Origin of the sequence: Burkholderia sp. Bp9016 (assembly GCF_003857765.1) — a bacterium.
Classification (GTDB): domain Bacteria; phylum Pseudomonadota; class Gammaproteobacteria; order Burkholderiales; family Burkholderiaceae; genus Burkholderia.
This window is the reverse complement of record NZ_QTPY01000010.1, coordinates 136,013-161,562: the sequence shown is the minus strand read 5'-3', so window position 1 is coordinate 161,562 and position 25,550 is coordinate 136,013. Positions and strand designations below refer to the sequence as shown.

The 25,550-nt window shown below is 66.0% G+C and carries 31 protein-coding genes; 7 read left to right on the top strand and 24 right to left on the bottom strand.

The window, feature by feature from the left end; all coding sequences use genetic code 11:
• The first annotated feature begins 68 nt into the window (after positions 1–68).
• Positions 69–359 carry a YciI family protein gene (locus tag DIE13_RS14650; protein ID WP_124827862.1) on the top strand — a complete coding sequence of 97 codons (291 nt, stop codon included), beginning with the start codon at positions 69–71 and terminating at the stop codon, positions 357–359.
• A 149-nt stretch (positions 360–508) separates the two neighbouring features.
• Here DIE13_RS14650 and DIE13_RS14645 read toward each other — a convergent pair whose 3' ends face one another.
• The 5 genes from DIE13_RS14645 to DIE13_RS14625 are packed head-to-tail and all read right to left on the bottom strand — an operon-like array spanning position 509 to position 4,591.
• The gene (locus DIE13_RS14645) at positions 509–1,126 is read right to left on the bottom strand and encodes an SCO family protein (RefSeq protein ID WP_124827861.1); all 618 of its coding nucleotides are present in this window, start codon (positions 1,124–1,126) and stop codon (positions 509–511) included.
• An 18-nt stretch (positions 1,127–1,144) separates the two neighbouring features.
• The gene (cyoE, locus tag DIE13_RS14640; RefSeq protein WP_124827860.1) at positions 1,145–2,047 is read right to left on the bottom strand and encodes a heme o synthase; all 903 of its coding nucleotides are present in this window, start codon (positions 2,045–2,047) and stop codon (positions 1,145–1,147) included.
• A gap of 8 nt (positions 2,048–2,055) precedes the next feature.
• Entirely contained in the window at positions 2,056–3,168 is a 1,113-nt protein-coding gene (locus DIE13_RS14635) for a heme A synthase (protein ID WP_124827859.1), read from the bottom strand.
• A 25-nt stretch (positions 3,169–3,193) separates the two neighbouring features.
• Positions 3,194–3,820: a cytochrome C oxidase subunit I gene (locus tag DIE13_RS14630; protein ID WP_124827858.1), complete on the bottom strand. Its 627-nt coding sequence runs from the start codon at positions 3,818–3,820 to the stop codon at positions 3,194–3,196.
• Between the two features lie 60 nt (positions 3,821–3,880).
• Entirely contained in the window at positions 3,881–4,591 is a 711-nt protein-coding gene (locus tag DIE13_RS14625; protein ID WP_244097721.1) for an SURF1 family protein, read from the bottom strand.
• 84 nt (positions 4,592–4,675) lie between these two features.
• On the opposite strand from DIE13_RS14625, the gene DIE13_RS14620 reads away from it, so the two are divergent.
• Positions 4,676–4,885 carry a twin transmembrane helix small protein gene (locus DIE13_RS14620; RefSeq protein ID WP_124827856.1) on the top strand — a complete coding sequence of 70 codons (210 nt, stop codon included), beginning with the start codon at positions 4,676–4,678 and terminating at the stop codon, positions 4,883–4,885.
• A 186-nt stretch (positions 4,886–5,071) separates the two neighbouring features.
• Here DIE13_RS14620 and DIE13_RS14615 read toward each other — a convergent pair whose 3' ends face one another.
• From DIE13_RS14615 to DIE13_RS14585, 8 genes are all read right to left on the bottom strand, one after another.
• Entirely contained in the window at positions 5,072–5,929 is an 858-nt protein-coding gene (locus DIE13_RS14615; protein ID WP_096507400.1) for a cytochrome c oxidase subunit 3, read from the bottom strand.
• Between the two features lie 138 nt (positions 5,930–6,067).
• Complete coding sequence (locus DIE13_RS14610) at positions 6,068–6,268, bottom strand: DUF2970 domain-containing protein (RefSeq protein WP_124827855.1); 201 nt, start codon at positions 6,266–6,268, stop codon at positions 6,068–6,070.
• 16 nt (positions 6,269–6,284) lie between these two features.
• Entirely contained in the window at positions 6,285–6,893 is a 609-nt protein-coding gene (locus tag DIE13_RS14605) for a cytochrome c oxidase assembly protein (RefSeq protein ID WP_124827854.1), read from the bottom strand.
• 35 nt (positions 6,894–6,928) lie between these two features.
• Positions 6,929–7,069 carry a cytochrome oxidase small assembly protein gene (locus DIE13_RS32905; protein ID WP_027789063.1) on the bottom strand — a complete coding sequence of 47 codons (141 nt, stop codon included), beginning with the start codon at positions 7,067–7,069 and terminating at the stop codon, positions 6,929–6,931.
• A gap of 80 nt (positions 7,070–7,149) precedes the next feature.
• The gene (gene ctaD / locus DIE13_RS14600; protein ID WP_124827853.1) at positions 7,150–8,757 is read right to left on the bottom strand and encodes a cytochrome c oxidase subunit I; all 1,608 of its coding nucleotides are present in this window, start codon (positions 8,755–8,757) and stop codon (positions 7,150–7,152) included.
• Between the two features lie 43 nt (positions 8,758–8,800).
• Complete coding sequence (gene coxB / locus DIE13_RS14595; protein WP_124827852.1) at positions 8,801–10,387, bottom strand: cytochrome c oxidase subunit II; 1,587 nt, start codon at positions 10,385–10,387, stop codon at positions 8,801–8,803.
• A 57-nt stretch (positions 10,388–10,444) separates the two neighbouring features.
• Entirely contained in the window at positions 10,445–10,969 is a 525-nt protein-coding gene (locus tag DIE13_RS14590) for a DUF2244 domain-containing protein (RefSeq protein WP_124827851.1), read from the bottom strand.
• 195 nt (positions 10,970–11,164) lie between these two features.
• The gene (locus DIE13_RS14585; RefSeq protein WP_124827850.1) at positions 11,165–12,130 is read right to left on the bottom strand and encodes a methyltransferase domain-containing protein; all 966 of its coding nucleotides are present in this window, start codon (positions 12,128–12,130) and stop codon (positions 11,165–11,167) included.
• A gap of 82 nt (positions 12,131–12,212) precedes the next feature.
• Between DIE13_RS14585 and DIE13_RS14580 the strand changes: the two genes are divergently transcribed.
• Positions 12,213–12,992 (top strand): ComF family protein, encoded by a 780-nt coding sequence (locus DIE13_RS14580; RefSeq protein ID WP_124827849.1) that lies wholly within the window; start codon positions 12,213–12,215, stop codon positions 12,990–12,992.
• Positions 12,993–13,099: 107 nt separating this feature from the next.
• A complete protein-coding gene (gene trmL, locus DIE13_RS14575) occupies positions 13,100–13,570 on the top strand; it encodes a tRNA (uridine(34)/cytosine(34)/5-carboxymethylaminomethyluridine(34)-2'-O)-methyltransferase TrmL (RefSeq protein WP_098550508.1) in 471 nt (156 codons plus the stop codon).
• Between the two features lie 36 nt (positions 13,571–13,606).
• Here trmL and DIE13_RS14570 read toward each other — a convergent pair whose 3' ends face one another.
• The 6 genes from DIE13_RS14570 to DIE13_RS32900 all read right to left on the bottom strand — a co-directional run bounded on the left by DIE13_RS14570 (position 13,607) and on the right by DIE13_RS32900 (position 16,646).
• A complete protein-coding gene (locus tag DIE13_RS14570; protein ID WP_124827848.1) occupies positions 13,607–14,131 on the bottom strand; it encodes an O-acetyl-ADP-ribose deacetylase in 525 nt (174 codons plus the stop codon).
• An 87-nt stretch (positions 14,132–14,218) separates the two neighbouring features.
• On the bottom strand, positions 14,219–15,217 hold the full coding sequence (locus tag DIE13_RS14565) for an NAD(P)H-dependent glycerol-3-phosphate dehydrogenase (protein WP_124827847.1): 999 nt from the start codon (positions 15,215–15,217) through the stop codon (positions 14,219–14,221).
• 26 nt (positions 15,218–15,243) lie between these two features.
• Positions 15,244–15,723, bottom strand: a complete 480-nt coding sequence (gene secB / locus DIE13_RS14560) for a protein-export chaperone SecB (RefSeq protein ID WP_011658008.1) — start codon at positions 15,721–15,723, stop codon at positions 15,244–15,246.
• Between the two features lie 106 nt (positions 15,724–15,829).
• Positions 15,830–16,090: a glutaredoxin 3 gene (grxC, locus tag DIE13_RS14555; protein ID WP_011886111.1), complete on the bottom strand. Its 261-nt coding sequence runs from the start codon at positions 16,088–16,090 to the stop codon at positions 15,830–15,832.
• Positions 16,087–16,509, bottom strand: coding sequence for a rhodanese-like domain-containing protein (locus DIE13_RS14550; RefSeq protein WP_124827846.1), 423 nt, complete (start codon positions 16,507–16,509; stop codon positions 16,087–16,089). Before DIE13_RS14550 ends, grxC begins: the two co-directional genes overlap by 4 nt.
• Positions 16,506–16,646: a hypothetical protein gene (locus DIE13_RS32900; protein WP_175750984.1), complete on the bottom strand. Its 141-nt coding sequence runs from the start codon at positions 16,644–16,646 to the stop codon at positions 16,506–16,508. Before DIE13_RS32900 ends, DIE13_RS14550 begins: the two co-directional genes overlap by 4 nt.
• Between DIE13_RS32900 and gpmA the strand changes: the two genes are divergently transcribed.
• From gpmA to DIE13_RS14535, 3 genes are all read left to right on the top strand, one after another.
• A complete protein-coding gene (gene gpmA, locus DIE13_RS14545) occupies positions 16,645–17,391 on the top strand; it encodes a 2,3-diphosphoglycerate-dependent phosphoglycerate mutase (RefSeq protein WP_124827845.1) in 747 nt (248 codons plus the stop codon). The genes DIE13_RS32900 and gpmA overlap by 2 nt on opposite strands.
• A 251-nt stretch (positions 17,392–17,642) precedes the next feature.
• Positions 17,643–19,184: a S41 family peptidase gene (locus DIE13_RS14540; RefSeq protein WP_124827844.1), complete on the top strand. Its 1,542-nt coding sequence runs from the start codon at positions 17,643–17,645 to the stop codon at positions 19,182–19,184.
• 103 nt (positions 19,185–19,287) lie between these two features.
• On the top strand, positions 19,288–20,040 hold the full coding sequence (locus tag DIE13_RS14535) for a HesA/MoeB/ThiF family protein (RefSeq protein ID WP_096507415.1): 753 nt from the start codon (positions 19,288–19,290) through the stop codon (positions 20,038–20,040).
• Positions 20,041–20,134: 94 nt separating this feature from the next.
• Here the strand turns inward: DIE13_RS14535 and ptsP are convergent, their stop codons facing one another.
• From ptsP to gshA, 5 genes are all read right to left on the bottom strand, one after another.
• A complete protein-coding gene (gene ptsP, locus DIE13_RS14530) occupies positions 20,135–21,907 on the bottom strand; it encodes a phosphoenolpyruvate--protein phosphotransferase (RefSeq protein WP_124827843.1) in 1,773 nt (590 codons plus the stop codon).
• Between the two features lie 199 nt (positions 21,908–22,106).
• Positions 22,107–22,376: an HPr family phosphocarrier protein gene (locus DIE13_RS14525; RefSeq protein ID WP_006477716.1), complete on the bottom strand. Its 270-nt coding sequence runs from the start codon at positions 22,374–22,376 to the stop codon at positions 22,107–22,109.
• A 74-nt stretch (positions 22,377–22,450) separates the two neighbouring features.
• Positions 22,451–22,921, bottom strand: a complete 471-nt coding sequence (locus tag DIE13_RS14520) for a PTS sugar transporter subunit IIA (protein WP_039346239.1) — start codon at positions 22,919–22,921, stop codon at positions 22,451–22,453.
• 232 nt (positions 22,922–23,153) lie between these two features.
• Positions 23,154–24,110, bottom strand: coding sequence for a glutathione synthase (gene gshB, locus DIE13_RS14515; protein ID WP_124827842.1), 957 nt, complete (start codon positions 24,108–24,110; stop codon positions 23,154–23,156).
• A gap of 27 nt (positions 24,111–24,137) precedes the next feature.
• Entirely contained in the window at positions 24,138–25,427 is a 1,290-nt protein-coding gene (gene gshA / locus DIE13_RS14510; RefSeq protein WP_044848231.1) for a glutamate--cysteine ligase, read from the bottom strand.
• Positions 25,428–25,550 lie beyond the last annotated feature (123 nt).

Below are 25,550 nucleotides of genomic sequence, written 5' to 3'. Positions count from 1 at the left end.
AACGGCCGCTGTGCTACAAAGACCGGCTAGCCGGCACGCACCGCGCCGGCGACATTCCAGGGCCATCCATGTACGTCATCGACATCCACTACACCGCGTCGCTCGAGCACATCGACGACGCGCTCGAACGCCATCGCGCGTATCTGCAGCCGCTGCTTGAGCGCGGCATCTTCATCGCGGCAGGGCCGAAGGTGCCGCGCGAAGGCGGCGTGATCCTCGCGGCCCGCATCGATCGCGACGAACTGGACGCGATCCTGAAGACCGATCCGTTCGTGACCGAAGGGCTCGCGACCTATCGCGTGACCGAATTCAGGATCACGCGCGCGGCGCAGGGCTTCAACGTACCGGCACTGCCGTAACGCGCTCGAGCGCGCATGTGCGTGCACGCCGCGCGCTGCGAAGCGGTGATGGCAATTCGAGGGGAAGCAGGAAGAATGCGTGACGGCGCGGCGCGGCCGTCACGCGTATCGCCGGGCGAGCGCCCGGGCGATCATGCGGCGCGTGCCGCTCAGTCGACCAGCAGTTTCAGGTCGTGGACCCACGGGCCGGGGCCCTGGCCGTCGCGCACGAACAGGCGCAGCTTGCCGTCGCGATCGAACACGTAGCTCGCGGCGGTGTGATCCATCGTGTAGCTGCCGGGCGTCTTGCCAGGCACCTTCGCGTAATACACGCGGAAATCCTTCGTGACCTTCTTCAACTGCGCTTCGTCGGCCGGCCGCAGGCCGATGAACGACGGATCGAACGCGGGCACGTATTGGCCGAGCAGCGCGGGCGTATCGCGCTCCGGATCGACGGTGACGAACAGCACCTGCACCCGCTTCGCGGCATCCGGCCCGAGCTGCTTCAGCGCCTCGGACAATTCGGCCATCGTCGTCGGACATACATCCGGGCAGTGCGTATAGCCGAAGAACATCACGACTGCGCGGCCCTTGAAGTCGGCCAGCGTGCGCACCTTGCCGGTCGTGTCGGGCAGCGAGAAATCGGTGCCGAACTGCGTGTTGCCGGTGATGTCGAGATTCTGGAATTTCGGCGCGTTGTCGCATCCGGCGAGCAACAAAGCTGTCGCCAATGCGCACGCCAGCATCCAGCCTTGGCGCGCCCGGCGCCCGAATCGTGAATGGAGCATTGCGTTCAAACCGTGCAGTTACACGCCGAGCAGCGGGCGTGCATAGTGATCGACGAGCAGCGCGGCGAACAGCAGCGACAGGTAGACGATCGAATAACGGAAAGCCTTGCGGGCGAGTTCATCCGAGTAATCGCGATAGATCTTCCACGCATATGCGAGAAACACCGCACCGAGCAGCACCGCGCTCGTCAGGTAGACGGCCCCGCTCATCCCCGAGATGAACGGCATCAGCGTGACCGCGAACAGGATTACCGTGTACAGCAGGATGTGCAGCCGCGTGAACTTCTCGCCGTGCGTGACGGGCAGCATCGGCAGGCCCGCGTTCTCGTAGTCCTTGCGGCGATAGAGCGCGAGCACCCAGAAATGCGGCGGCGTCCACACGAAGATGATCAGCACGAGGATCCACGCGTCGCCCGGCACCGCGCCGGTGACCGCGGCCCAGCCGAGCGCCGGCGGCATCGCGCCCGACGCCCCGCCGATCACGATGTTCTGCGGCGTCATCGGCTTGAGCAGCAGCGTATAGATGACCGCGTAGCCGACGAACGTCGCGATCGTCAGCCACATCGTCAGCGGATTCGTGAACGTATAGAGCGTCCATGCGCCGAGGCCGCCGAGCACGGCGGAGAACAGCAGGATCTGCGGCGTCGTGATCTCGCCACGCGCGGATGGACGCCACGCGGTGCGGCGCATCATCGCGTCGATCTTCTGCTCGACGAGGCAGTTGATCGCGAACGCGGCGCCGGCCAGCAGCCAGATGCCGACCGTGCCGCCGATCAGCACATGCCACGGCACCATGCCCGGCGTCGCGAGAAACATGCCGATCACCGCGCAGAACACTGCGAGCTGCGTGACACGCGGCTTCGTCAGCGCCATGTACTGCGAAAACCGGCTACCGGGCGATTGGGAAAGGGTGCTTTGCATGGGGACGGTCACGCCGGGGCGGCGTCGCGCGCGGGCTGCGCGACACGGCCGGGGCGGCTTGAAAGGATGCGAAAGTTTAACATGACGACGAGCAGCAGCAGGATCGCAGCGCCGCCGTTGTGCGCGACGGCCACCGGCAGCGGCCACTGCAGCACGATGTTGGTCAGGCCCGTCACGAACTGCAGCAGCACGACCAGCAGCACGCCGTTCGCGGGCCGCCGCAGCGACTCGAAGCGGCGCATCTTCAGCGCGAACGCGACCAGATACGCGACGACGACGAACGCGAACGTGCGGTGCGTCCAGTGGATCGCGACCAGCGCGTCCTGCGTGATCGCCTCGCCGTCCTGCGTCATCCCGAGTGCGCGCCACAGATGGAAGCCCTGGCCGAAGTTCATCGGCGGGATCCACTGCCCGTTGCAGGTCGGGAAATCGGTACACGCGAGCACCGCGTAGTTGGTGCTCACCCAGCCGCCGAGCGCGATCTGCACGACCAGCAGCACCAGCGCCGCAAGCGCAGCCGCGCGGTAGCGGCCTGCCCCCGGATCATGCGACGGCAACGGCGTCTGCCGCGCCGCAAGCCAGCCGAGCGTGCCGAGCAGCGTCAGACCGAGCAGCAGATGGGTCGTGACGATCACCGGCTGCAGCTTCATCGTGACGGTCCAGGCGCCGAACACGCCCTGCACGACGATCAGCAGCAACAGGCTCGTCGGCCACCACGGCGACACGTGCAGCGGCCGGCGGCGCAACCGCGCGGACCACGCGATCACGACCTGCGCGATGATCAGCACGCCGATCGCCATCGCGAAATAGCGGTGAATCATCTCGATCCACGCCTTCGTCATGCTGACGGGGCCGGTCGGCATCGCCTGGTGCGCGGCCGTGATCGCGGCGTGCGCGATGAACGGCGACGACGTGCCGTAACAGCCGGGCCAGTCCGGGCAGCCGAGGCCCGAATCGGTCAGCCGCGTGAAGCCGCCGAACATCACCAGGTCTAGGGTCAGGAACGTGGTGATCCACACCAGCTTGCGGAACTTGTTGTCGTCGGCCTTCACCCATACGTACGACAGCGGCAGCAGCGCGATGCAGAAGCCGATCAGGCCGAGTTGCAGTAGATACGACATCGAATGTTTGCCTCGTTGTCTCGCCTTAACCGATGCTCGACCACTTCAGCAGCTTCGTGACGTCCGTCTTGATCTTGCTGGGGTTCGGGTTCTTCGGGAAACGCATCATCAGGTTGCCGTTCGGGTCGACCATGTAGATATGGTCGGTGTCGCGCGTGCCGGCATCGGCCGGCAGCCACGCGGCCACCGCGGCCGGATCGGCGACCAGCCGGCGCGTGTCGGGATAGGCTTGCAGCACCTTCGGCGGAATCGCGGCCGCATCGCTGCGCAGCCACACCATCGTGATCCGGTGCCGTTCGCCCGCCTGCGTGACGCGGATCTGGCGCATGAAATAGAGCTTTTCCGCGCATGCGTCGTCGCACGCGCTCTTGTCGGTCATCACGAACAGCCACACGCCGCGCAGCGACGACAGCGGAACCGTCTTGCCGGTTTCGTCGGTGACCTGCAGATCGGCCGGAATCGGCCGCTGCGGCTCGATCAGCGTGCCGTAGTTGGTCGAGCCGCCCTTCGGCTTGATCACGTAATAGGTGAAGTACGACGCGAGTATCGGCGCCGCGCACACGAGGCCGAGCAGCACGAGCATCCAGCGGCCGCGCTTGCGGGCCGCCGGAGAAATCGGCGCCGTGGCCGAACCCTGACGGGAAGATTGCATGGACAAATCAAACCTCTCGAAACGAACCCGCGGCATGGCCGCCGCGTCCGGGCATCGCGCTCACGCGCCGGCCGACTTCTTCGCCGCACGCCGCGCGGCGTACAGACCGAAGCCGAGCGCGGCCGCCGCCATGGCCCACCACTGAAACATGTAACCGTAATTGCGCTCGACGCCGGTCGTCGCCGCCGGCCAGTCGCGCACGAGCTTGTCGCCGTCATCGCTCGTCTGCTGGATCACGAACGGCTGCAACGGCAGCCCCGTTTCCTTCGCATACGCGCCGACGTCCAGGTTCTGCCTGATCTTCTGGTGCTCGGCCGAGCCGCCCTCGCCCAGCTCGAACGCGCGCGACGCGTCGGCGCGCGCGATGCCCTCGATCTCGACCTCGCCAGCAGGCGTCGGGAACGGCTCGATCGCCGTGCGATCGGAGATGTTGCGCGGCAGCCAGCCGCGGTTGACCAGCACGACGCCGCCGCCCGTGAGTTTAAACGGCATCACGACGTAAAAACCCGGCTGGTCGTTATACGGCCGATTGTCGAGGAACACTGCTTGCTCCGGCATGAAGCGGCCCGTGGCTCGCACGCGGTGAAACTCGATCGACGCCAGCGGCATCGGCTGCGCGCCGACGTCGACGGGTGCCGCGTGCTCGTAGCGGACGATATTCGCCTGCAGCGCTTCCTTCTGGTGCGCGCGGTCGCGCTGCCAGAAACCGAGACGGATCGTGACCGCGACGACGATGAGGATCAGCAGCGCAGGCAGCAGACGAATCTTCATCATGCCACCCGCCAGGCGCATTCGCGAAAGCGAAGTGCGATAATTATCCCCTTCCTTTCGAATTGCCGTCGTCCGGTTCGTGTCATGCACATACTCGTTCCTATTGCCTTCGTCCTCATCATCGCCAGCATGGGCTCGGCGCTCTACTTCATGATGCACGACCGCGGCCATACGAAACGCATGGCCTGGTCGCTCGCCACCCGCGTCGGGCTGTCGATCTCGCTGTTCCTGTTCATCCTGCTCGCGAACTGGATGGGCTGGATCCATTCGACCGGCCTGCCGGTCGGGCGTTGATGCATTCGCCACGGCGGCCGCCGCGACCGCTGTGACATTTCGCCGCACAGCCGCGCCACCAAGCAAAAGCGCCGCCTGACTGAGTCGCGGCGGCGCCGGGGTGGCGTTGAGTGCAAGCAGCCAGCCGCTGCCCCATCCCCGCCAATGAAAACGGCCCGCGCATCGCTGCGCGGGCCGCTATTGCATTTACAGCCAGTAGACGACGACGTACAGGCCGAGCCAGACGACGTCGACGAAGTGCCAGTACCACGCGGCGCCTTCGAATGCGAAGTGATGATCGGGCTTGAAGTGGCCGCGGATCATCCGCACCAGCACCACTGCGAGCATCGTGCCGCCGAGGAACACGTGGAAACCGTGGAAGCCCGTCAGCAGGAAGAACGTCGAGCCATACACGCCCGAGTTCAGCGTCAGGTTCAGTTCGTTGTACGCGTGGTAGTACTCGAAGCCCTGCATGAACAGGAAGCAGATACCGAGCACGAGCGTCGCGGCCAGCCAGGCGATCGCCTTCTTGCGGTGATCGTCACGCAGCGCGTGGTGCGACACCGTCAGCGTCACACCCGACGACAGCAGGAATGCCGTGTTCAGCGTCGGGATCGGCCACGGGCCCATGGTCTTGAAGTGACCGGCGAGCGCGGCGGGGCCTTCGTTCGGCCAAACGGCGGAGAAGTCCGGCCAGATCAGCTTGTAGTCGAGGCTGCCGAGCTGGTGCAGCGCGATTTCACGCGCATAGAACAGCGCGCCGAAGAACGCACCGAAGAACATCACTTCGGAGAAGATGAACCAGCTCATGCTCCAGCGGTACGACTTGTCGACGTTCTTGCCGTAATGACCGCCTTCCGACTCGGAAATCGCGTCACCGAACCAGTGATACAGCGTGAAGAGCAACCACAGCAGGCCCACCAGCGCCGTGTACGGAGCCCAGTCGTGACCGTTGATCCACAGCGCCACCGACCCGAGCATGACCAGCAGGCCGATGGCCGCGCTGATCGGGTGCTGCGACGGATGCGGCACGAAATAGTACGGGGTCTGGTTTTGACCGCTCATGCTTGATTCTCCACTTCAGTCCAATTTGTGTACCGGAAACCGCTCCGGCTTTATTTCTTGCGCGGCGCGACCGCCGCCGCTCTTTCCCGCACGCGGCGCCGAGGCGCCGCGCACTGCATTCTTTCGTGGCCGCGGGCGTCAGCCCACGACCGCGCGCACGATCAGGATCAGCACGCCGATGAACACGCCGGCCGCGATCAACGCGACGATCAGCACGTGCAGCGGATTGAGCTGCGTCGCATCGGCCTCCAGATCGCGCCGCTTGCGCACACCGAAGAACGACCACAACACCGCCTTCAGCGCCTGGCCGAACGTGCCGTTCCGCCTGGTCTCCGTCATCGCCCTGTCTCCGTCGTCATGCGCCCGGGGTCGCCGCGCCCTGCGCGGCCGTACTGCGCTGCGCCGGCGCCGACGCGGCCGGTGTATTCAGTTCGAAGAACGTGTACGACAGCGTGATCGTCTTCACGTCCTTCGGCAATTTCGGATCGATCACGAACACCACCGGCATCCTGCGCGACTCGTTCGCGGCCAGCGTCTGCTGCGTAAAGCAAAAGCACTCGATCTTCTTGAAGAACTCCGTCGCCTGCTTCGGCGCGTAGCTCGGAATCGCCTGCGCGACCACCGGACGGCCCTGCCCGTTCGCCACGTCGTACATGATCGTCGTCAGTTCGCCCGGATGCACGTCGAGGCTGTTGTGCTCCGGCTTGAAGCCGAGCGGGCCGCGTGCATTCGCATCGAATTCGACCGACACCGTACGGCTGTAGTCGACCTGCGAATTCTTTGCCTCACGTTCGCTGACGTCGCGCTGCACCAGGTTGTTGATACCGGTGACCTGGCAAATCGCGCGATACATCGGAATCAGCGCGAAGCCGAAGCCGAACATCAGTGCGGCCACGACGAAGAGCTTCACCAGCATCGAACGATTGAATGCGCGATCGACGGCGCCCTCTTCCGGCTTCGACATACGACTGCTTCCTCGCTACTACGTCAGTTACTGCATCAGTGTGTGGACAGCCACCACTGCTTGATCACGACACCCACAAAGAAAACGGCGGCGATGACGAGCAGGATGAGGCCGAGCCGCTTGTTGCCCGCGCGAATCTGCTCGGGCGTACGTCTTTGTTGTGGATTCCGGTTCATCTGAAACTTCGCTGAAACTTCGGTTCGGCGCCCGCCGCGCCTGCCTGCGCGGCAGGCAGCGGCGGAGCGCCCGGTGAAACTTATTCGACGTGCGGCGGTTGCTCGAACGTGTGGAAGGGAGCCGGGCTCGGCACCGTCCACTCGAGGCCCGTCGCGCCATCCCACGGCTTGTCCGACGCCTTTTCCAGCTCGCCGCCGCCACGGTAGGCCGGCAGCGCGACTGCGAACAGGAAGTACACCTGCGCGAGGCCGAAGCCGAATGCGCCGATCGTCGCCACCTGGTTGAAGTCCGTGAACTGCGCCGGGTAGTCCGCATAGCGGCGCGGCATGCCCGCGAGACCGACGAAGTGCATCGGGAAGAACGTCAGGTTGAAGAAGATCATCGACGACCAGAAGTGGATCTTGCCGCGCGTCTCGTTGTACATCCAGCCCGTCCACTTCGGTGACCAGTAGTACCAGCCCGCGAACAGCGCGAACAGCGACCCGGCCACCAGCACGTAGTGGAAGTGCGCCACCACGAAGTAAGTACCGTGGTACTGGATGTCGAGCGGTGCCATTGCCAGCATCAGGCCCGTCAGACCGCCGAACGTGAACACGAACAGGAAGCCGATCGCGAACAGCATCGGGGTTTCGAACGTCATCGAACCGCGCCACATCGTCGCGAGCCAGTTGAACACCTTCACGCCCGTCGGCACGGCGATCAGCATCGTCGCGTACATGAAGAACAGCTGACCGGTGACCGGCATGCCCGTTGCGAACATGTGGTGCGCCCAGACCATGAACGACAGGATTGCGATCGAAGCCGTCGCGTACACCATCGAGCTATAGCCGAACAGCGTCTTGCGCGCGAACGCCGGGATCACCTGCGACACGATCCCGAACGCCGGCAGAATCATGATGTACACCTCGGGGTGGCCGAAGAACCAGAAGATGTGCTGGTACATCACCGGGTCGCCGCCGCCTGCCGCGTTGAAGAACGACGTGCCGAAGTGGCGGTCGAACAGCACCATCGTGATCGCGCCTGCCAGAACCGGCATCACGGCGATCAGCAGGTACGCCGTGATCAGCCACGTCCAAGCGAACATCGGCATCTTCATCAGCGTCATGCCCGGTGCGCGCATGTTCAGGATCGTCACGACGATGTTGATACCGCCCATGATCGACGATGCACCCATCAAGTGGACCGCGAAGATCGCGAAGTCCATGCCCGGGCCCATCTGCGTCGACAGCGGTGCGTACAGCGTCCAGCCGGCAGCCGTCGCGCCGCCCGGCGCGAAGAACGAGCCGACCAGCAGCACGGCTGCAACCGGCAGCAGCCAGAAGCTGAAGTTGTTCATCCGCGCGAACGCCATGTCCGATGCGCCGATCTGCAGCGGAATCATCCAGTTCGCGAAGCCGACGAATGCCGGCATGATCGCGCCGAACACCATGATCAGGCCGTGCATCGTCGTGAGTTCGTTGAAGAACTCCGGACGCATGATCTGCAGGCCCGGCTCGAACAACTCGGCACGGATGCCGAGCGCCATCACGCCGCCCGACAGGAACATGATGAACGAGAACAGCAGGTACAGCGTACCGATGTCCTTGTGGTTGGTGGCGAACAGCCAGCGCCGCCAGCCGTGCGGTGTTTCGTGCGCGTGGTCGTCGTGCGCGTGGTCCGCGGCTACGTCGTGCCCGATGCTAGACATGAGAATCTCCTAATGCGAATACGTCGACTAACTCAGCGACACGTCAAGCCGCCGGGCCGATCTCGACACGCCGGGCTTCCTTCGCGTCCGCCCCGCCCGTGATCGTTTCCGGCTTTTTGAGAATAATGTGGTCTTCCGCCACGCCTGCTGCCTTCAGCGCGTCGCGCACGGCTTGTGCACGATGCTTGGCCAGTTCGGCGTTCGCGTCGGCCGAGCCCGTCTTGTCGGTGAAACCCGACAGCGCGAGCTTCGCGTCCGGATGTGCCTTCGCATAGTCGGCCGCTGCGGCGATCGCTGCTTTCGCATCCGCCGGCAATACGCTCTTGCCCGTCTCGAAATAGATCGTCGACAGTGCGGCCGATGCCGCCGGCTGCTCGGCTGCGCCCGACGCGGCTTGCGCCGGTGCCGAGGCTGCTTCTGCCGGTGCTGCCGCGCCTGCCGTGTCTTCCGGCATCTTGCCGTTGCGCGCGTCAGCCACTTGCTTCGGCTGCAGCAGATCGTTCCTGTGGTTGCCCCACGAATTGCGCTCGTAAGTGATGACCGATGCGATGTCGAGGTCCGACAGCGACGCCCACGACGGCATTGCACCCTTGCCGTGCAGCACGCGCTCGAGGTGGCCGGCGATCGGGCCGTTCACGATCGGGCTGCCGTCCATTGCCGGGAATGCGCCGAGACCCTTGCCGTTCACCTGGTGGCAGGCCGCGCAGTTCGCCTTGTAGACGTCCTCGCCGTGCGAGACGAGTTCGGCCATCGTGTAAACCTTGTTCGGATCGACCGCCGCGCCGGCCAGCTTGGCCTTCTGCGCCGTGACCCACTTCGCGTAGTCGTCTTCCGACAGGACAACGACTACGACCGGCATGAACGCATGTTCCTTGCCGCACAGTTCGGTACAGAAGCCGCGGAACGTGCCGACCTTGTCAGCCTTGAACCACGTGTCGCGCACGAAGCCGGGGATCGCATCCTGCTTCACGCCGAACGCGGGCACGTACCACGAGTGGACGACGTCGTTCGCGGTCGTGATGATGCGGATCTTCTTGTTGACCGGCACGACGAGCGGGTTGTCGACTTCCTGCAGATAGGTGTCGGTGATCGGCTTCTTGCCCATCACTTCATCACGCGGGGTGCTGAGCGTCGACAGGAAGCTGATGCCCTCGCCCGGGCCCTTCACGTAGTCGTAGCCCCACTTCCACTGGTAGCCGGTGACCTTGATCGTGAGGTCGGCGTTGGTCGTGTCCTTCATGGCGACGACAGCCTTCGTCGCCGGCAGCGCCATCAATACGACGATGATGAACGGCACGATCGTCCAGATGATTTCGACGGTCGTGCTTTCATGGAAATTGGCGGCCTTGAAGCCCTTGGATTTGCGGTGCGCGAAGATCGAATAGAACATCACGCCAAACACGCCGACGAAGATCACCGTACACAGGATCAGCATCATCGTGTGGAGGTCGTAGAGCTCCTCGGCGATCTTCGTGACAGGCGGCTGAAAGTTGATCTCGTTGACGCGGGGGCCGCCCGGGCTATCACCGACCGCCAGAGCAGCGCCGGCAAAGAGCAATCCGCTGCATGCCAGCACGCCCGTGAGGGCTCGCTTGATTGTTTTCATAGCATCCTTACCCAAAATTTCCATTCAAACCCTCCCCCGTCGCAAGACGCCGGCCTCTCTGCGGCCGGTGCCCGCGCCTCGTCAGCCGCAGCGCCTGAGCGACACGCGCAGTTCGTCGGCGAACTGCGCACGCTTGTACTGCGCGAGATGCTGCCCGATCACGACGGTCTGCCCGCGCGATACCAGTCGAATCGGATCGCGTGGCGTCGCACCCGGCTCGACCCGCACCCAGCGCGGATTGAATTCGATCTGCGTGAGCCGCTCCGCATCCATCCGCTCGATCAGGAGCCGGTGCGGAAACAGCCTGATGCGCTCGTAATCGACTGCGTGGCGAGCATAAATCGCAAATGCGACACCCACTACAAGCAACTCGATTCCGGTGAAGGGCATGACGAGCCAGGCCCCCCGCCACATCAGCAATGCCGCGATCACCAGCGAGAAGCCCGCGAGCGACGCGTAAAACAGCACGAACTGGCGCGGCGACACCGAACAATTGCGTTTCATGAGCCAGTCTGCGATGACCGGTTCGTTGTTCGTCGTCTCCGCCAAAACCCTCGCTGCTTCCATCGCCGCCTCACGCGAATGGCATGCGATGCATGCCTGCATCGGACTCGTCGCCCCGTATTGCGGGGACCCGGGGACGACAAGCTGACGCATTATAGGCGGGTTCAATGGCATCCACAAGCAAGCGCCTATCGGCCCGCGAGCCAAGCGCCACAAGCTTCCCGGCCATTTTCGCCGCTAATTCGACCCCGCTTTGCGCCGCTAATTTCAGACATAACAAAACACCTCTTTACCGCTTTACCGATTCTTCGGACGCCCCTTGCCGATATCTTCGATACGCACGATCCCGTGCCCCTCGGCAGTCGTACGCGGCACGGCCTTCCACGCGTGGCCGTAGACCACCTCGAACGTCAGGGCAATCGTGCCGTCCGCGCGCCGGCGCGCCTCCAGCGCGTCGCCGAGCGCCGCGCGAAAACGCCGCGTCGCGCGCTGCGGCGCCGTGCGTTCGAACGGATAAGCGCCCCAGCGGCGCACGTCGGCCAGCAGGGAATCGGGTGTCTTGTAGGTGACGGTGAGCACTTCCTGGTCCATCACCGGGATCTCGAAGCCGCTCTCGACGAGCATGTCGCCGAGATCGTGCATGTCGACGAAATCGATGACGCGCGGTGCGGGCGGCACGATGCCGAGCGCCGCTTCGGCGTCCGCGCAGGCCGCGCGCAGCTCGCGCAGAGAGTCGGGGCCGAGCGTACTGAACATCAGCAGGCCGTTCACGCGCAGCACGCGCTGCCACTCGGGGAACACCGTATCGGGACGCGAATGCCAGTGAAGCGCGAGATTCGACCAGATCAGGTCGAACGCGCCGGCCGCGAACGGCAGCATCGAGAAGTCGGCCTGTGCGACGCGCGGGCCGCGCTGGCCCAGCGCCCGGCCGAGCGAGGCCGGCAGCCAGCGGCGCCAGCTCGTCTGCTCGACCTCGCGCTGGCCCGCCTGCGCGAGCATCGCGCCGGACAGGTCGACGCCGAACACCGGGGCCTCCGGAAAGCGCGCGCGCAGCGCCGGCAAATCGTCGCCCGGCCCGCAGCCCGCATCGAGCACGGCCGCCGGGCTCACCTTGATGTACTCGAGGCGCTCGTTCATCCGCTGCGCGATCTCGCGCGGCAGGAACGCGACCGTGTCGAACGAGGCGGCACGGCGATCGAAGATCCGCCGCAAACGCCGGGCGTCATTGGCCGGACGGCCGGGTGAAGTCGAGGCTGAGGACATGTCGGGCACACTGGCGAAGAGCCCGAAGTATACTCGCTCGCCTCGCAGCCTTCATCGAGGTGGGCCATCTGGAGTGTTCCCGATGGATCGCAGTTCCGCTCCGCGCACGATGCGCGTCGTTTTGTCGCAGGTCGGTGTGTTGCTTGCGCGCATCGTCGCGCACGCGCTGCCGAATCGATGTGCGCAGTGCGGCAATTTGTCACACAGCGTGATTTGCGCCGCTTGCGACGCCGCGTACTGGAATGAAGCGCGCTTGCGGTGCAACGTCTGCGCCGTGCCGCTGGGCACCGCGCGGCCGCGTTCGCGCGCGGCGGATTACCGGTGCGACGCATGCCGCGCGACGCCGCCGCCGTTCGACGCGACGCTCGCGCTCGCCGATTACCGCGCGCCGCTCGACGGGCTCGCGCGCGGCCTGAAGTTTCACGCGCGGCTCGCGCTCGGCGCGGAATTCGCGGCCCGGCTCGCGCAGCGGGTCGACGATACGGACGACATGCGGCGCGCCGGCAGCTTCGACGTCATCGCGCCGGTGCCGCTGTCGCACGGGCGGCTCGTCGCGCGTGGCTACAACCAGGCGTGGGCGATCGCGCGTCCGCTCGCGCGCCGGCTCGGCGTGCGCGCCGACGCGGCGCTGCTTGCACGCGTGACCGAAACCGCGCCGCAGTCGCGGCTCGACCGGCGCGCGCGGCGGGACAACATGGTCGCGGCGTTTGCGGTGGCGGGCGACGTCACCCGTCGCCACGTGGCGCTCGTCGACGACGTGATGACGTCCGGCGCGACGCTCGCGGCCGCCGCGCACGCATTGAAGGCAGCGGGCGCCGCGCGCGTGACGAATCTGGTTGCGCTGCGCACCGCCAGGGATTAATTAGATAGAGAGGCCGGCCGCCCGAACGCGGCCACGGCCGTCACGAACCGACCGGCCGGGAAGGAATGCACGTCGCTCCGTCCCGACCGGCCCAGCCAGACCCAACCATGTTCAACGTCGTCCTCGTCGCCCCCGAAATTCCGCCGAACACCGGCAACGTGATACGCCTCTGCGCCAACACCGGCGCGCGCCTGCATCTGATCGAGCCGCTCGGCTTTCCGCTCGACGACGCGAAGATGCGCCGCGCAGGACTCGACTATCACGAATATGCGGAAATGCGCGTGCACCGCGACTGGGACGCGTTCGTCGCGGCCGAGACGCCCGATCCCGCGCGGATGTTCGCATTCACGACCCGCGGCTCGGGCCGCTTCCACGATCACGCGTTCGTGCCGGGCGACTGGTTCGTGTTCGGTTCGGAGACGCGCGGGCTGCCTGCCGACGTGCTCGAGCGCTTTCCGAACGAACAGCGCGTGCGCCTGCCGATGCGGCCGGGCAACCGCAGCCTGAACCTGTCGAACACGGTCGCGGTGGTCGTGTTCGAAGCGTGGCGCCAGGCCGGCTTCGAAGGCGGCGCCTGACGCCGCCGCAGCTCGCGCGCCGCGCGGCCCGCCCCGCTAGATGCGCGCGAGCCGCGCGCGATACAGGTCGTAGATGTCGGAAGAAAAGCACGCGAACACCACGCGTGCGAGATTCGGCGCCTGCGGCAGCGTTTCCACGATCGTGCCGACCGCGATGTCGACAGCCGCCTCGGCCGGATAGCGGTATATGCCGCAGCTGATCGCGGGAAACGCGATCGACGTCGCGGCGACGTCCTCGGCCAGTTCGAGCGCGCGCCGGTAACACGACGCCAGCAGTTCGGGCTCGCCGCGCCCGCCGCCGTACCACACCGGGCCGACCGCATGAATCACGTAGCGCGCAGGCAGCCCGTGGCCGCGCGTGAGCTTCGCGTCGCCGGTGTCGCAACCGCCAAGCGTGCGGCACTCGGCCAGCAGGCCCGGGCCGGCCGCGCGATGGATCGCGCCGTCGACACCGCCGCCGCCCAGCAGCGAGCCGTTCGCGGCATTGACGATCGCGTCGACGTCGAGCGTCGTGATGTCGACGACTTGTGCGTCGAACGTGGTGGAACCGATCTGCAGCATGACACCCTCCCGAAACGCCGGAGACTGTTCAAGCGTAGTGCGCTTTGGCGCCGCGCGCATCGCGCGCGCAGCGACGGCAAATCGGCGTTATTCGGCGCGCGCGTCGCGCCGCAGCAGGCCGCTGACCGCATCGCGCGGCGCCACGCCGTCGAACAGCACGCCGCACACGGCTTCGGTGATCGGCATTTCGATCGATTGCGCACGTGCGAGCGCGAGCACGGCCTGTGCGCAGCGCACGCCTTCGGCCACATGGCCGAGCGCGCCAAGGATGTCGTTCAGCGAGCGGCCGGCCGCGAGTTGCAGGCCGACCGTGCGATTGCGCGACAGGTCGCCCGTCGCGGTGAGGATCAGGTCGCCGAGGCCCGTGAGCCCGGTGAAGGTTTCCGCACGACCGCCGAGCGCGACGCCGAGGCGCGACATTTCGGCGAGGCCGCGCGTGATCAGCGCGGCGCGCGCGTTCAGCCCGAGCCCGAGGCCGTCGGCGATGCCGGTCGCGATCGCGAGCACGTTCTTGACCGCGCCGCCGACCTCGACACCGACCACGTCGTCGCCCGTATAGATCCGCATCGCGCCGTGATGGAATGCGGCGAGCGTGCGCTCGCGGCATTCGACGGACGCGCTCGCGACCGTCAGCGCGACCGGCAGCGCGAGCCCGACTTCGCGGGCGAAGCTCGGCCCCGACAGCACGCCGTTGCTGTGCTGCCCGGGCAACTCGGCCGCGATCACCTGATGCGGCAGCAGATGCGTGTCGGCCTCGAAGCCCTTGCAGACCCACACGACGTGCGCCGGCACGCAGCCCGCGTCGCGCATCGCGCCGAACAGCGTGCGCAGCCCGGCCACGGGCGCGGCGATCACGCACAGCGCGTCGTCCGCGGCGCCGTGCGCGAGCGCGACGCCGAGATCGGCGTCGTAGCGCAGCGCATCGGGCAGCGCGATGCCGTCCAGGTAGCGGGAATTTTCGTGCCGGGCCTGCAGCCCGGCGATCAGCGCGGCGTCGCGCGCCCAGAGAAGCGTATCGTGCCGCGCGGCCAGATGGCCCGCGAGCGCGGTGCCCCAGGCACCGGCGCCGAGAACGGCTACTTTCATACCCAGCACCGGTCCGGAGTGAGACGTCAGTTCAGCGTCGTGCCGTTCGGCGCGCCTGCTGCACCGGCCTGCTGCTGAAGCTGCGCGAGACGCTGCTCGTACAGCGCCTGGAAGTTGATTTCCGCCAGGTGGATCGGCGGGAAGCCCGCACGCGTGATCGCGTCGGCGATGTTCGAGCGCAGGTACGGGAACAGGATCGTCGGGCAGGCGATGCCGACGAGCGGGTCGAGTTGCTCGTCAGGAATGTTGCGAATGTCGAAAATGCCGGCCTGCTTCGCTTCGATCAGGAACGCGACCTTGTCCTTCACCTTCGCGGTGACGGTGCCCGACACGACGACTTCGAACACGCTTTCGGCAAGGCGCTCGGCCTTGACGTCGACTTCGACTTCGACAGACGGCATGTCCTGCTCGAGGAAAATCGCCGGCGAATTCGGCTGCTCGAGCGACATATCCTTCAGGTAGACGCGCTGGATGTTGAAGAACGGTTGGTTTTCGACGTCGGACATGGTGTTTCCCTAAAAGTGGTGACGAGACGGCCCGGCTTCACGCCGGCCGCCTCGGTTGAATCCTGCGCGCTCAGCCGCAGCGCGGCCGGCGGCCATTCTGCCCTAATCAGGCCGCTTGCAGAAGCGGCAGCAGGCCGCCTTCGCGGTCGAGCTTCGACAGATCGTCGTAGCCGCCGACGTGGGTGTCGCCGATGTAGATCTGCGGCACCGTGCGACGGCCCGTGCGCGTCATCATTTCCTCACGGCGGGCCGGATCGCGGTCGATCAGCACCTTTTCGATCTGCTCGACGCCGCGCAGCTTCAGCAGGCGCTCGGCCTGCATGCAATACGGACACACCTGCGTGCTGTACATCAAAACCTTGTTCACTTCGCCACTCCTTGTTTGACGACCGGCATCCCGGCCTGCTGCCAGGCGGCGACGCCACCCTCGAGCACGTGCACCTCGGCATAGCCTGCCGCCTCGACCTCGCGCGCCGCCTTCTGCGACTGCTGGCCGTTCTGGCAGACGAGCAGCACGGGGGTGCTCTTGTTCTTTGCGACCTGCGCAATCTTCGCGCCGATCTCGCCGGCGGCGACCTGGCGCGCCGACGGCAGGTGGCCGGCCGCGAAGTCGGACGCGGCACGCACGTCGATCACGATCGCGTTGCGGCGATTGATGAGTTGCGTCGCCTCTGCAGCCGACAGGCCGCCGCGGCCCCGGCGCAGGGCCGGCCACGCAAGCAGGCCGCCGGAAACCAGCAGGATGGCGATAAGGGCCAGGTTCGTGTAATTGGTAAAGAACGTCACGGAATGCCGCCGGAAAAAGAGAAATCGGAAAAGGACAATCCCACCATTATAAAATAACCGTCTTGCGCGATGGCGGGCCCCGAACCGGGCACCGTGCGACGCGCCCCGCTTCCTTCACTACCGACCGCAAGATCCATGTACAAACTCGTTCTCATCCGCCACGGCGAATCGACGTGGAACAAGGAAAACCGCTTCACCGGCTGGGTCGACGTCGACCTCACCGAACAGGGTCGCAACGAGGCCTATCAGGCCGGCGAATTGCTCAAGGAGGCCGGCTACACGTTCGACATCGCGTACACGTCGGTGCTCAAACGCGCGATCCGCACGCTGTGGCACGTGCAGGACAAGATGGACCTGATGTACTTGCCGGTCGTCCACTCGTGGCGCCTGAACGAGCGCCACTACGGCGCGCTGTCGGGACTGAACAAGGCGGAAACGGCCGCCAGGTTCGGCGACGACCAGGTGCTCGTGTGGCGCCGCAGCTACGATACGCCGCCGCCCGCGCTCGAGCCGACCGACGAACGCGCGCCGTTCGACGACCCGCGCTACGCGAAGGTGCCGCGCGAGCAGTTGCCGCTTACCGAGTGCCTGAAGGACACGGTCGCGCGCGTGCTGCCGCTGTGGAACGAGTCGATCGCACCGGCCGTCCGCGCGGGCAAGCAGGTGCTGATCGCCGCGCACGGCAACTCGCTGCGCGCGCTGATCAAGTACCTCGACGGCATCTCGGACAGCGACATCGTCGGCCTGAACATCCCGAACGGCGTGCCGCTCGTGTATGAACTCGACGAGAACCTGAAGCCGATCAAGCACTACTACCTCGGCGACCAGGACGCGATCGCCAAGGCGCAGGCCGCCGTCGCGAAGCAGGGCAAGGCGGGCTGACATCCGTCGGGCGGGGCCGCCTTCGGTGCGCCCCGCCCGGCCTTTCCGGTGCGCGGCGCGAACCTTCGCGGCTCCGGTGCTGTCGAATCCGCTTTCGAATCCGTCGCGCGTCCGGCGGCACCCCGCCGGGGCACGAGACCCGGGGCACGAGACCTTTTCGCACCGTTCCACTGAGTAATCGGACGAACAGTTATACTTGTCCGCTACATCCCCGCTACCGCCACGCGCTTCCCGACCGCACCAGACTCTCTATGCGAATGAAATTGAAGAACATCGGCCTGATTGCCGCGGGCCTCGCCACGGGCGTGTTCGCCACGCTGCAGATTTCGGCGTCGGCCGAGCAAACCGCCACGGCACCGCTTCCCCTCGACCAGCTCCGCCTGTTCGCGGAAGTGTTCGGCCAGATCAAGCGCGAGTACGTCGAGCCGGTCGACGACAAGAAGCTGCTGACGGCGGCGATCAAGGGCATGGTGTCGAGCCTCGACCCGCACTCGTCGTTCCTCGACAAGACCGACTACGACGAACTGCAGGAGCAGACGAAGGGTCGCTTCGCAGGTCTGGGCATCGAGATCTCGCAGGAAGACGGCCTCGTCAAGGTGATCTCGCCGATCGAGGACACCCCCGCGTTCCGCGCCGGCATCCGTCCGGGCGACCTGATCACGCGCATCAACGACAAGCCGGTGCGCGGCATGACGCTCGACAAGGCCGTCAAGCAGATGCGCGGCGAGCCCGGCACGAAGGTCACGCTGACGATCTTCCGCAAGAGCGACGACCGCACGTTCCCGGTCACGGTCACGCGCGCGATCATCAAGGTCCAGAGCGTGAAGATGAAGATTCTCGACCCGGGTTACGCATACATCCGGATCACGAGCTTCCAGGAGCGCACGACGCCCGATCTCGCCGCGAAGCTGCAGGACATCGCACGCCAGCAGCCGAACCTGAAGGGCCTGATCGTCGACCTGCGCAACAACGGCGGCGGCCTGCTGCAGAGCGCGGTCGGCGTCGCCGGCGCGTTCCTGCCGCCCGACTCCGTCGTCGTGTCGACCAACGGCCAGATCCCGGATTCGAAACAGGTCTACCGCGACACCTACGACAACTACCGCCTGCCGTCCTTCGATGGCGATCCGCTGAAGAACCTGCCGCCGGTCTTCAAGACCGTGCCGATGATCGTACTGACGAACGCGTATTCGGCGTCCGCGTCGGAAATCGTCGCCGGTGCGCTGCAGGATTCGAAGCGCGCGCTGATCATGGGCAAGACGACGTTCGGCAAGGGTTCGGTGCAGACGGTCCGCCCGATGACGGCCGACACCGCACTGCGCCTGACGACCGCGTACTACTACACGCCGAGCGGCCGTTCGATCCAGAACAAGGGCATCACGCCCGACATTCCGGTCGATCAGTACGCGGACGGCGATCCGGACGACGTGCTCGTGACGCGTGAAGTCGATTACTCGAACCACCTCGCGAACACGCAGGATCCGAACGAGAAGAAGGAACAGGAAGAGCGCGAGCAGCGCCGGATGGATCAGCTGCGCATCCTCGAGGAGCAGAACGACAAGAAGACGCCGGAGCAACGCCAGAAGGACCGCGATCGCAAGCCGATCGAGTTCGGCAGCGCCGACGACTTCATGATGCAGCAAGCGCTCAACAAGCTCGAAGGCAAGCCGGTGCAGGAATCGAAGTCGCTGCTCGCCGAGAGCACGACGAAGAGCCCGGTCAGCAAGGCCGCGTCCGCCGCGAAGGCATCGGGCGCGAAGGCCGCCGCACCGAAGCCCGCGTCGGCACCGCAGTAAGCGCCGGACGGTATCCGACGGGCCATCGCGGGAAGACCGCGATGGCCCGTTTTTCATGCGCGCCTAGAATAGCCAGCAGGTCCGCCTCGCTCACGACTTCCCCATGAACGACGATCAACTCCTTCGCTACTCCCGCCACATCCTCGTCGACGAAATCGGCATCGAGGCGCAGCAGCGCTTCCTCGACGCGCATGCGATCGTCGTCGGTGCCGGCGGCCTCGGCTCGCCGGCCGCGATGTATCTCGCGGCGTCCGGCGTCGGCACGATCACGCTGGTCGACGCCGACACGGTCGACCTCACGAACCTGCAGCGGCAGATCCTGCACGTGACGGCCTCGGTCGGTCGCAGCAAGGTCGAATCGGGACGCGACGCGCTCGCGCAGCTGAATCCCGAAGTGACGGTGCATGCGGTCGCGGCGCGCGTCGACGATGCGTGGCTCGACGAACACGTGCCGCGCGCAAGCGTCGTGCTCGACTGCACCGACAACTTCGCGACGCGCCACGCGATCAACCGTGCGTGCGTCGCGCACGGCGTACCGCTCGTGTCGGGCGCCGCGCTGCGCTTCGACGGCCAGATCAGCACGTTCGATTTCCGCGACCCGGCCGCGCCCTGCTACGCCTGCGTGTTTCCGGAAGACCAGCCGTTCGAGGAAGTCGCGTGCTCGACGATGGGCGTGTTCGCACCGACGGTCGGGATCATCGGTGCAATGCAGGCCGCCGAAGCGCTGCGCGTGATTGGCGGAATCGGCACGACGCTCAACGGCCGGCTGATGATGCTCGATTCGCTGCGGATGGAATGGACGACGATGAAGATCGCGCGCCAGGCCGACTGCCCGGTGTGCGGCGGCCGGCACTGACACGCGCCGGCTGCATGCGCCCGGCGGCGCATGCGTGACGTTTCGCGACTATTTCTCGACTCCGGTTTCGCGGCGCGGCCTGCTTCGCTGCCGCTCAGGCGGCCGCGTCCGCGCGCGGCTCGGCGACCGCCAGGCGCTTGAGCGCCGCCTGCACTTCTTCCGGCTCGAACGCGGCGAGCACGTCGGCCGTCGGCTTTTCGAGCGCCTTCAGGTGCGCACGCAAAATCTCCTGCTTCACCACCAGCAACTGGCTCGGATGCATCGAGAACTCGGTGAGCCCCATCCCGAGCAGCAGGCGCGTGAGCGCCGGATCGCCCGCCATCTCTCCGCACACCGACACCGACACGCCCGCCCGCTTCGCTTCGCGCAGCGTATAGGCGATCAGATGCAGCACCGCCGGATGCAGCGGGTCGTACAGGTGCGCGACCGCGTTGTCCGCACGGTCGATCGCGAGCGTGTACTGGATCAGGTCGTTCGTGCCGATCGACAGGAAGTCGAAGCGCTTCAGGAACAGCGGCAGCGCGATCGCTGCGGCCGGGATCTCGATCATCGCGCCGAGACGCACGTTCGGATCGTATGCGAGCCCCGCGTCGTCGAGCTGGCGCTTCGCCTCGCGGATCAGGTCGAGCGTCTGGTCGATCTCCTGCGCGTGCGCGAGCATCGGGATCAGGATCTTCACCTGCCCGAACGCGGACGCGCGCAGGATCGCGCGCAACTGCGTGAGGAACATCTGCGGCTCGGACAGGCTCCAGCGGATCGCACGCAGCCCGAGTGCAGGGTTCGGCGCCGTCTCGTAGCCTTCGTCGAGCGCCTCGAGCGGTTTGTCCGCGCCGACGTCGATCGTGCGGATCGTCACCGGCATGCCCTTCATCCACTCGACCGCGCGCTTGTACGCGGCGAACTGCTCCTCCTCCTCGGGCATCTCCTTCTGATGCATGAACAGGAACTCCGAGCGGAACAGCCCGACGCCGACCGCGCCGGCCTCGACCGCCGCCTTCGCATCGTCGGGCAGCTCGATGTTCGCGTACAGCTCGATCTTGGTGCCGCACAAGGTCTGCGTCGGCGAGAACTTCAGGCGCTGCAGCTTGCGCTGCTCCAGCAGTTTCTCGGACTGGCGGTACGAATATTCCTCGAGGACGATCGGCGCCGGATCGACGATCACGATGCCCTGGTCGCCGTCGACGATGATCAGGTCGTCCTGGCGGATCAGCGCGCTCGCGTGCTGCACGCCGACCGCGGCCGGAATGCCGAGACTGCGCGCAACGATCGCCGTGTGCGACGTGCGGCCGCCGAGATCCGTGACGAACGCCTGGAACGACTGCGACTTGAACTGCATCATGTCGGCCGGCGCGATGTCGTGCGCGACGACGATCATCTCGTTCGTGCCGTTCCTGGCCGCTCGATCGAGCGCCTGCGACGCGGACGGCGCGCCCGCGAGCGCCTTCAGCACGCGCTCGACCACCTGCTCGATGTCGGCTTTGCGCTCGCGCAGATATTCGTCCTCGATGTCGTCGAAGTGGCGCGTGAGCAGCTCGAGCTGCTCGGTCAGCGCCCATTCGACGTTGTAGCGCCGCGTGCGGATCAGGTCGATGGTTTCCTGCACGAGCATCGCGTCGCTCAGGATCATGATGTGCACGTCGATGAACGCGCCCACTTCGGTCGGGGTGTCGTCGGTCAGGTCGGCGCGCAGCGCCTCGAGTTCGTGATGCACGGTTTCGAGCGCCGTGCGGAAACGCTCGACCTCGGCATCGATCTGGTTCGCTTCGATCAGGTAATGGGCGACGTCGAGCGCCGCCGGCGCGATCAGGTACGCTCGCCCGATCGCGATACCACGTGAGACGGGAATGCCATGCAGCGTGAAGGACACGCGCACCTCCTCTGTACATGTAAAGCCGCGGCACACTGCTGCGATGCGCTTATGACCCCGGTTAGCGATTATAAATTCCGTCCCCTCACGCTGACTGCGTGCAGCGCAGCATTACGCGTTACGTATCAATGCTTCAGACGAAAAAAATGCCGCGAAAAACGCGGCATTCCGATTCGAAACGGCAGTGATCCGCGCGGAATCACTGACCTTCGCCGAACTTGTCCGCGATCAGCTTGAGCAGTGCGTCCATCGCTTCGCGTTCGTCCGGCCCCTCGGTCTCGATCGTCACCGTACTGCCGATGCCCGCCGCCAGCATCATGACGCCCATGATGCTCTTCGCATTGATCTTGCGCCCGTTGCGCGTCATCCAGACTTCCGACTGGAAGTTGCCGGCCAGTTGCGTAAGCTTGGCCGATGCGCGTGCATGGAGCCCCAATTTGTTGACGATGGTGGTTTCTTGTTGAAGCATGATTCTCGGTCGGGTCGGTCGAGGCCGCCGGCGACGGGCGTCGGCGGGTCAGTCTGAAACGGAAAACGGGACGGTCAGTGCGATTCGGTGCGCGGTTGCGGCTCGGGCGGAATCGGCGCGCACTGGCCGCAGCCGGTTTCCGACGGCGGCGGCGGCGTGCCGGCAGATACCTCGTGAACACCCTTCGCGCCGCCGGACAGCGCCTTGTCGACGAGCTTGTCGAGCGGCACCGTGCGGTAGCAGACGGCCCGCACCAGCATCGGCAGGTTCACCCCCGCGAGCACGCGCACGTTGTCGAGCTTCGCGAGCTGGCCCGCGATGTTCGCGGGCGTCGCGCCGTACATGTCGGTCAGCACGACGACGCCGTTCTCTTCCCTGAGCCGCGCGAGCTCCGCGTGCGCGAACGCCATCACCTGGGTGGGGTCGCTGTCCGCCATCACGTCGATACAGCCGATGCGGGCGGGCACGCCGCCGTAGATGTGCGCGATGCAGTCCCGCAGCGCGGTGGCGAGGGGCGCGTGTGCGATGATCAGAATCCCGGCCATGTCAGATCGCTCCCGGCCGCCCCTGGCGGGCCGATACCCCGCGGCGGGGCAATGAGCGTAGCGAGTGTGGGGAACGTTTCATGTTCAGCCTTGCAACAGTGTCGGCCCGACCGCCGGGCCTTCGGTGCGCCGATTACGGCACCGGGCAAGCGGGCATTGTAGCAGGCCGGTCAAGCTGCTCCGGCGACGGGGGACCTGCGCGGGCCGCCGCCGGGGTTGCGCGGGAGACGGCCTACGCGGCCGCACGCTCCAGCGCGTCGACGAACATCGCAGCGACGTCAAAGCCCGTCTGCTCCATGATCTCGCGAAAGCACGTCGGGCTCGTGACGTTCACCTCGGTCAGCCAGTCGCCGATCGCGTCGAGGCCGACCAGCAGCAGCCCGCGCGACGCAAGCACGGGCCCGAGCGTGTCGGCGATCTCGCGATCGCGCGCCGTCAGCGGCTGCGCGACGCCGAGCCCGCCCGCGGCGAGATTGCCGCGCACCTCGCTGCCCTGCGGGATCCGCGCGAGCGAATACGGCACGGGCGCGCCCGCGATCAGCAGGATGCGCTTGTCGCCGGCCTTGATCTCGGGAATGAACTTCTGGATCATCAGCGAGCGCGTGCCGTCGTGGCCCAGCATCTCGATGATCGCGCCAAGATTCATTCCATCGGCCTTCACGCGGAACACGCCCATCCCGCCCATGCCGTCGAGCGGCTTCACGATCACGTCGCCATGCTCGGCATGGAACGCACGCAGGCGCGCGGCGTCTCGCGTGACGAGCGTCGGTGCGACGAATTGAGGAAACTCGCCGATCGCGAGCTTCTCCGAATGATCCCGGATCGACTGCGGCTTGTTGAACACCCGTGCACCGGCACGCTCGGCTAGCTCGAGCATCCAGGTGGCCGTCACGTACTCCATGTCGAACGGCGGATCCTTGCGCATCAGCACCGCGCCGAAGGACGTCAACTGACGCGATTCGTGCGCGGCCGCCTCGTGCCACGGACGGCGATGCAGGTCGGCCGTGTCGCCGACGATCGTCACGCGCTGCACGTCCGCCTCGACGCCCGAGCCCGTCCATGCGAGCTGGTGCGGCTGGCACGTATACACCGCATGCCCGCGCCGAGCGGCTTCCGCCATCATCGCGTAGGTCGAATCCTTGTAGATCTTGAAATGATCGAGCGGGTCGGCGATAAAAAGAATGTCCATGCGGGTCCTGTACGTGGCGAAGGTCCGTTACACCTGGATGGCTTCGGGATCGGTCTTTTCCAGTTCGATCGACGACGCGATCAGCGACAGCCGCGCGACGACGCCGTACATGTAGAAACGGTTCGGCGGCGCGGCACCCGGCTTCGCACCGGCATCCGGCAGCGCGGTGTGCTCGAAGCCGAGCGGCACGTAGTGCATGCCGGGGGCGTTCAGGTTCTGGTCGCGCTCGCGGCCGCCGTGCGTGCGATAGAAGCCGCCGACCACGTAGCGGTCGATCATGTATACGACGGGCTCCGCGACTTCGTCGCCGACGCGCTCGAACGTATAGACGCCTTCCTGCACGATCACGTCGCGCACCGCGAGGCCGGCCTTCGATTCGGCCATCTGCGCGCGCTCCGCCTTCGACATGCGGCCGATCTCGGCCGCGTCGTGCACGGTCATCACGCCGCGCCCTGCGGTGCCCGCGTCGGCCTTCACGACGACATACGGCTTTTCGCTGATGCCGTATTCGCGATACTTGCGCGCGATCTTCTTGAGCACGCCGTCGATCGCATCGGCGAGCGCCTGCTCACCTTCATGCGCCTGCCAGTCGACGCCTTCGACGTGCGCGAAATACGGATTCACCATCCACGGATCGACGCCGACCATCTTCGCGAACTTCTTCGCGACGTCGTCGTAGCACGAGAAGTGCGTCGACTTGCGGCGCACGGCCCAGCCCGCATGCAGCGGCGGCAGCAGATACTGCTCGTGCAGGTTTTCCAGCACGGCCGGGATTCCTGCCGACAGGTCGTTGTTCAGCAGGATCGAGCACGGATCGAAATTCTTCAGGCCGAGGCGGCGCTGCGAACGCTCGAGCGGCTCGAGCACGATCTTCTGGCCGTCGGCCAGCGTGATCGGCGTCATGTCGGTGATGCTCGGATCGAGCGAGCCGAAGCGGACGTTCAGGCCGGCCTGGCGCATGATCGTCGCGAGCCGCGCGACGTTTTCCAGGTAGAACGCGTTGCGGGTCGGCAACTCTGGAATCACGAGCAGGTTCTTCGCGTCCGGGCAAATCTTCTCGATCGCGGCCATCGCGGCCTGGACGGCGAGCGGCAGCACTTCGGACGGCAGATTATTGAACGCGCCGGGGAACAGGTTCGCGTCGACGGGCGCCAGCTTGAAGCCGGCGTTGCGCAGGTCCACCGAACAATAGAACGGCGGGGTGTGTTCCTGCCATTCGAGCCTGAACCAGCGTTCGATCGCAGGCGTCGCGTCGAGGATCTTCTGCTCGAGTTCGAGCAGCGGACCGTTCAACGCGGTAACGAGGTGGGGAACCATGAATCACTCGCGAGCGGGAGAATGAAGATTGTAGAGCAATTGCCTCGCCCATTTGGGGATTGTTCCCGGCTTCGCAAGGGTTTGGAGGAAGTTTTCGGCTATTGACCCGATAGGTCGAAGGGT

Coding starts and splice junctions, on each gene's coding strand:
- DIE13_RS14650 (WP_124827862.1), top strand. CDS start 69: ATGTACGTCATCGACATCCACTACACCGCGTCGCTCGAGCACATCGAC.
- DIE13_RS14645 (WP_124827861.1), bottom strand. CDS start 1,126: ATGCTCCATTCACGATTCGGGCGCCGGGCGCGCCAAGGCTGGATGCTG.
- cyoE (WP_124827860.1), bottom strand. CDS start 2,047: ATGCAAAGCACCCTTTCCCAATCGCCCGGTAGCCGGTTTTCGCAGTAC.
- DIE13_RS14635 (WP_124827859.1), bottom strand. CDS start 3,168: ATGTCGTATCTACTGCAACTCGGCCTGATCGGCTTCTGCATCGCGCTG.
- DIE13_RS14630 (WP_124827858.1), bottom strand. CDS start 3,820: ATGCAATCTTCCCGTCAGGGTTCGGCCACGGCGCCGATTTCTCCGGCG.
- DIE13_RS14625 (WP_244097721.1), bottom strand. CDS start 4,591: ATGAAGATTCGTCTGCTGCCTGCGCTGCTGATCCTCATCGTCGTCGCG.
- DIE13_RS14620 (WP_124827856.1), top strand. CDS start 4,676: ATGCACATACTCGTTCCTATTGCCTTCGTCCTCATCATCGCCAGCATG.
- DIE13_RS14615 (WP_096507400.1), bottom strand. CDS start 5,929: ATGAGCGGTCAAAACCAGACCCCGTACTATTTCGTGCCGCATCCGTCG.
- DIE13_RS14610 (WP_124827855.1), bottom strand. CDS start 6,268: ATGACGGAGACCAGGCGGAACGGCACGTTCGGCCAGGCGCTGAAGGCG.
- DIE13_RS14605 (WP_124827854.1), bottom strand. CDS start 6,893: ATGTCGAAGCCGGAAGAGGGCGCCGTCGATCGCGCATTCAATCGTTCG.
- DIE13_RS32905 (WP_027789063.1), bottom strand. CDS start 7,069: ATGAACCGGAATCCACAACAAAGACGTACGCCCGAGCAGATTCGCGCG.
- ctaD (WP_124827853.1), bottom strand. CDS start 8,757: ATGTCTAGCATCGGGCACGACGTAGCCGCGGACCACGCGCACGACGAC.
- coxB (WP_124827852.1), bottom strand. CDS start 10,387: ATGGAAATTTTGGGTAAGGATGCTATGAAAACAATCAAGCGAGCCCTC.
- DIE13_RS14590 (WP_124827851.1), bottom strand. CDS start 10,969: ATGCAGGCATGCATCGCATGCCATTCGCGTGAGGCGGCGATGGAAGCA.
- DIE13_RS14585 (WP_124827850.1), bottom strand. CDS start 12,130: ATGTCCTCAGCCTCGACTTCACCCGGCCGTCCGGCCAATGACGCCCGG.
- DIE13_RS14580 (WP_124827849.1), top strand. CDS start 12,213: ATGGATCGCAGTTCCGCTCCGCGCACGATGCGCGTCGTTTTGTCGCAG.
- trmL (WP_098550508.1), top strand. CDS start 13,100: ATGTTCAACGTCGTCCTCGTCGCCCCCGAAATTCCGCCGAACACCGGC.
- DIE13_RS14570 (WP_124827848.1), bottom strand. CDS start 14,131: ATGCTGCAGATCGGTTCCACCACGTTCGACGCACAAGTCGTCGACATC.
- DIE13_RS14565 (WP_124827847.1), bottom strand. CDS start 15,217: ATGAAAGTAGCCGTTCTCGGCGCCGGTGCCTGGGGCACCGCGCTCGCG.
- secB (WP_011658008.1), bottom strand. CDS start 15,723: ATGTCCGACGTCGAAAACCAACCGTTCTTCAACATCCAGCGCGTCTAC.
- gpmA (WP_124827845.1), top strand. CDS start 16,645: ATGTACAAACTCGTTCTCATCCGCCACGGCGAATCGACGTGGAACAAG.
- DIE13_RS32900 (WP_175750984.1), bottom strand. CDS start 16,646: ATGGATCTTGCGGTCGGTAGTGAAGGAAGCGGGGCGCGTCGCACGGTG.
- DIE13_RS14540 (WP_124827844.1), top strand. CDS start 17,643: ATGCGAATGAAATTGAAGAACATCGGCCTGATTGCCGCGGGCCTCGCC.
- DIE13_RS14535 (WP_096507415.1), top strand. CDS start 19,288: ATGAACGACGATCAACTCCTTCGCTACTCCCGCCACATCCTCGTCGAC.
- DIE13_RS14525 (WP_006477716.1), bottom strand. CDS start 22,376: ATGCTTCAACAAGAAACCACCATCGTCAACAAATTGGGGCTCCATGCA.
- DIE13_RS14520 (WP_039346239.1), bottom strand. CDS start 22,921: ATGGCCGGGATTCTGATCATCGCACACGCGCCCCTCGCCACCGCGCTG.
- gshB (WP_124827842.1), bottom strand. CDS start 24,110: ATGGACATTCTTTTTATCGCCGACCCGCTCGATCATTTCAAGATCTAC.
- gshA (WP_044848231.1), bottom strand. CDS start 25,427: ATGGTTCCCCACCTCGTTACCGCGTTGAACGGTCCGCTGCTCGAACTC.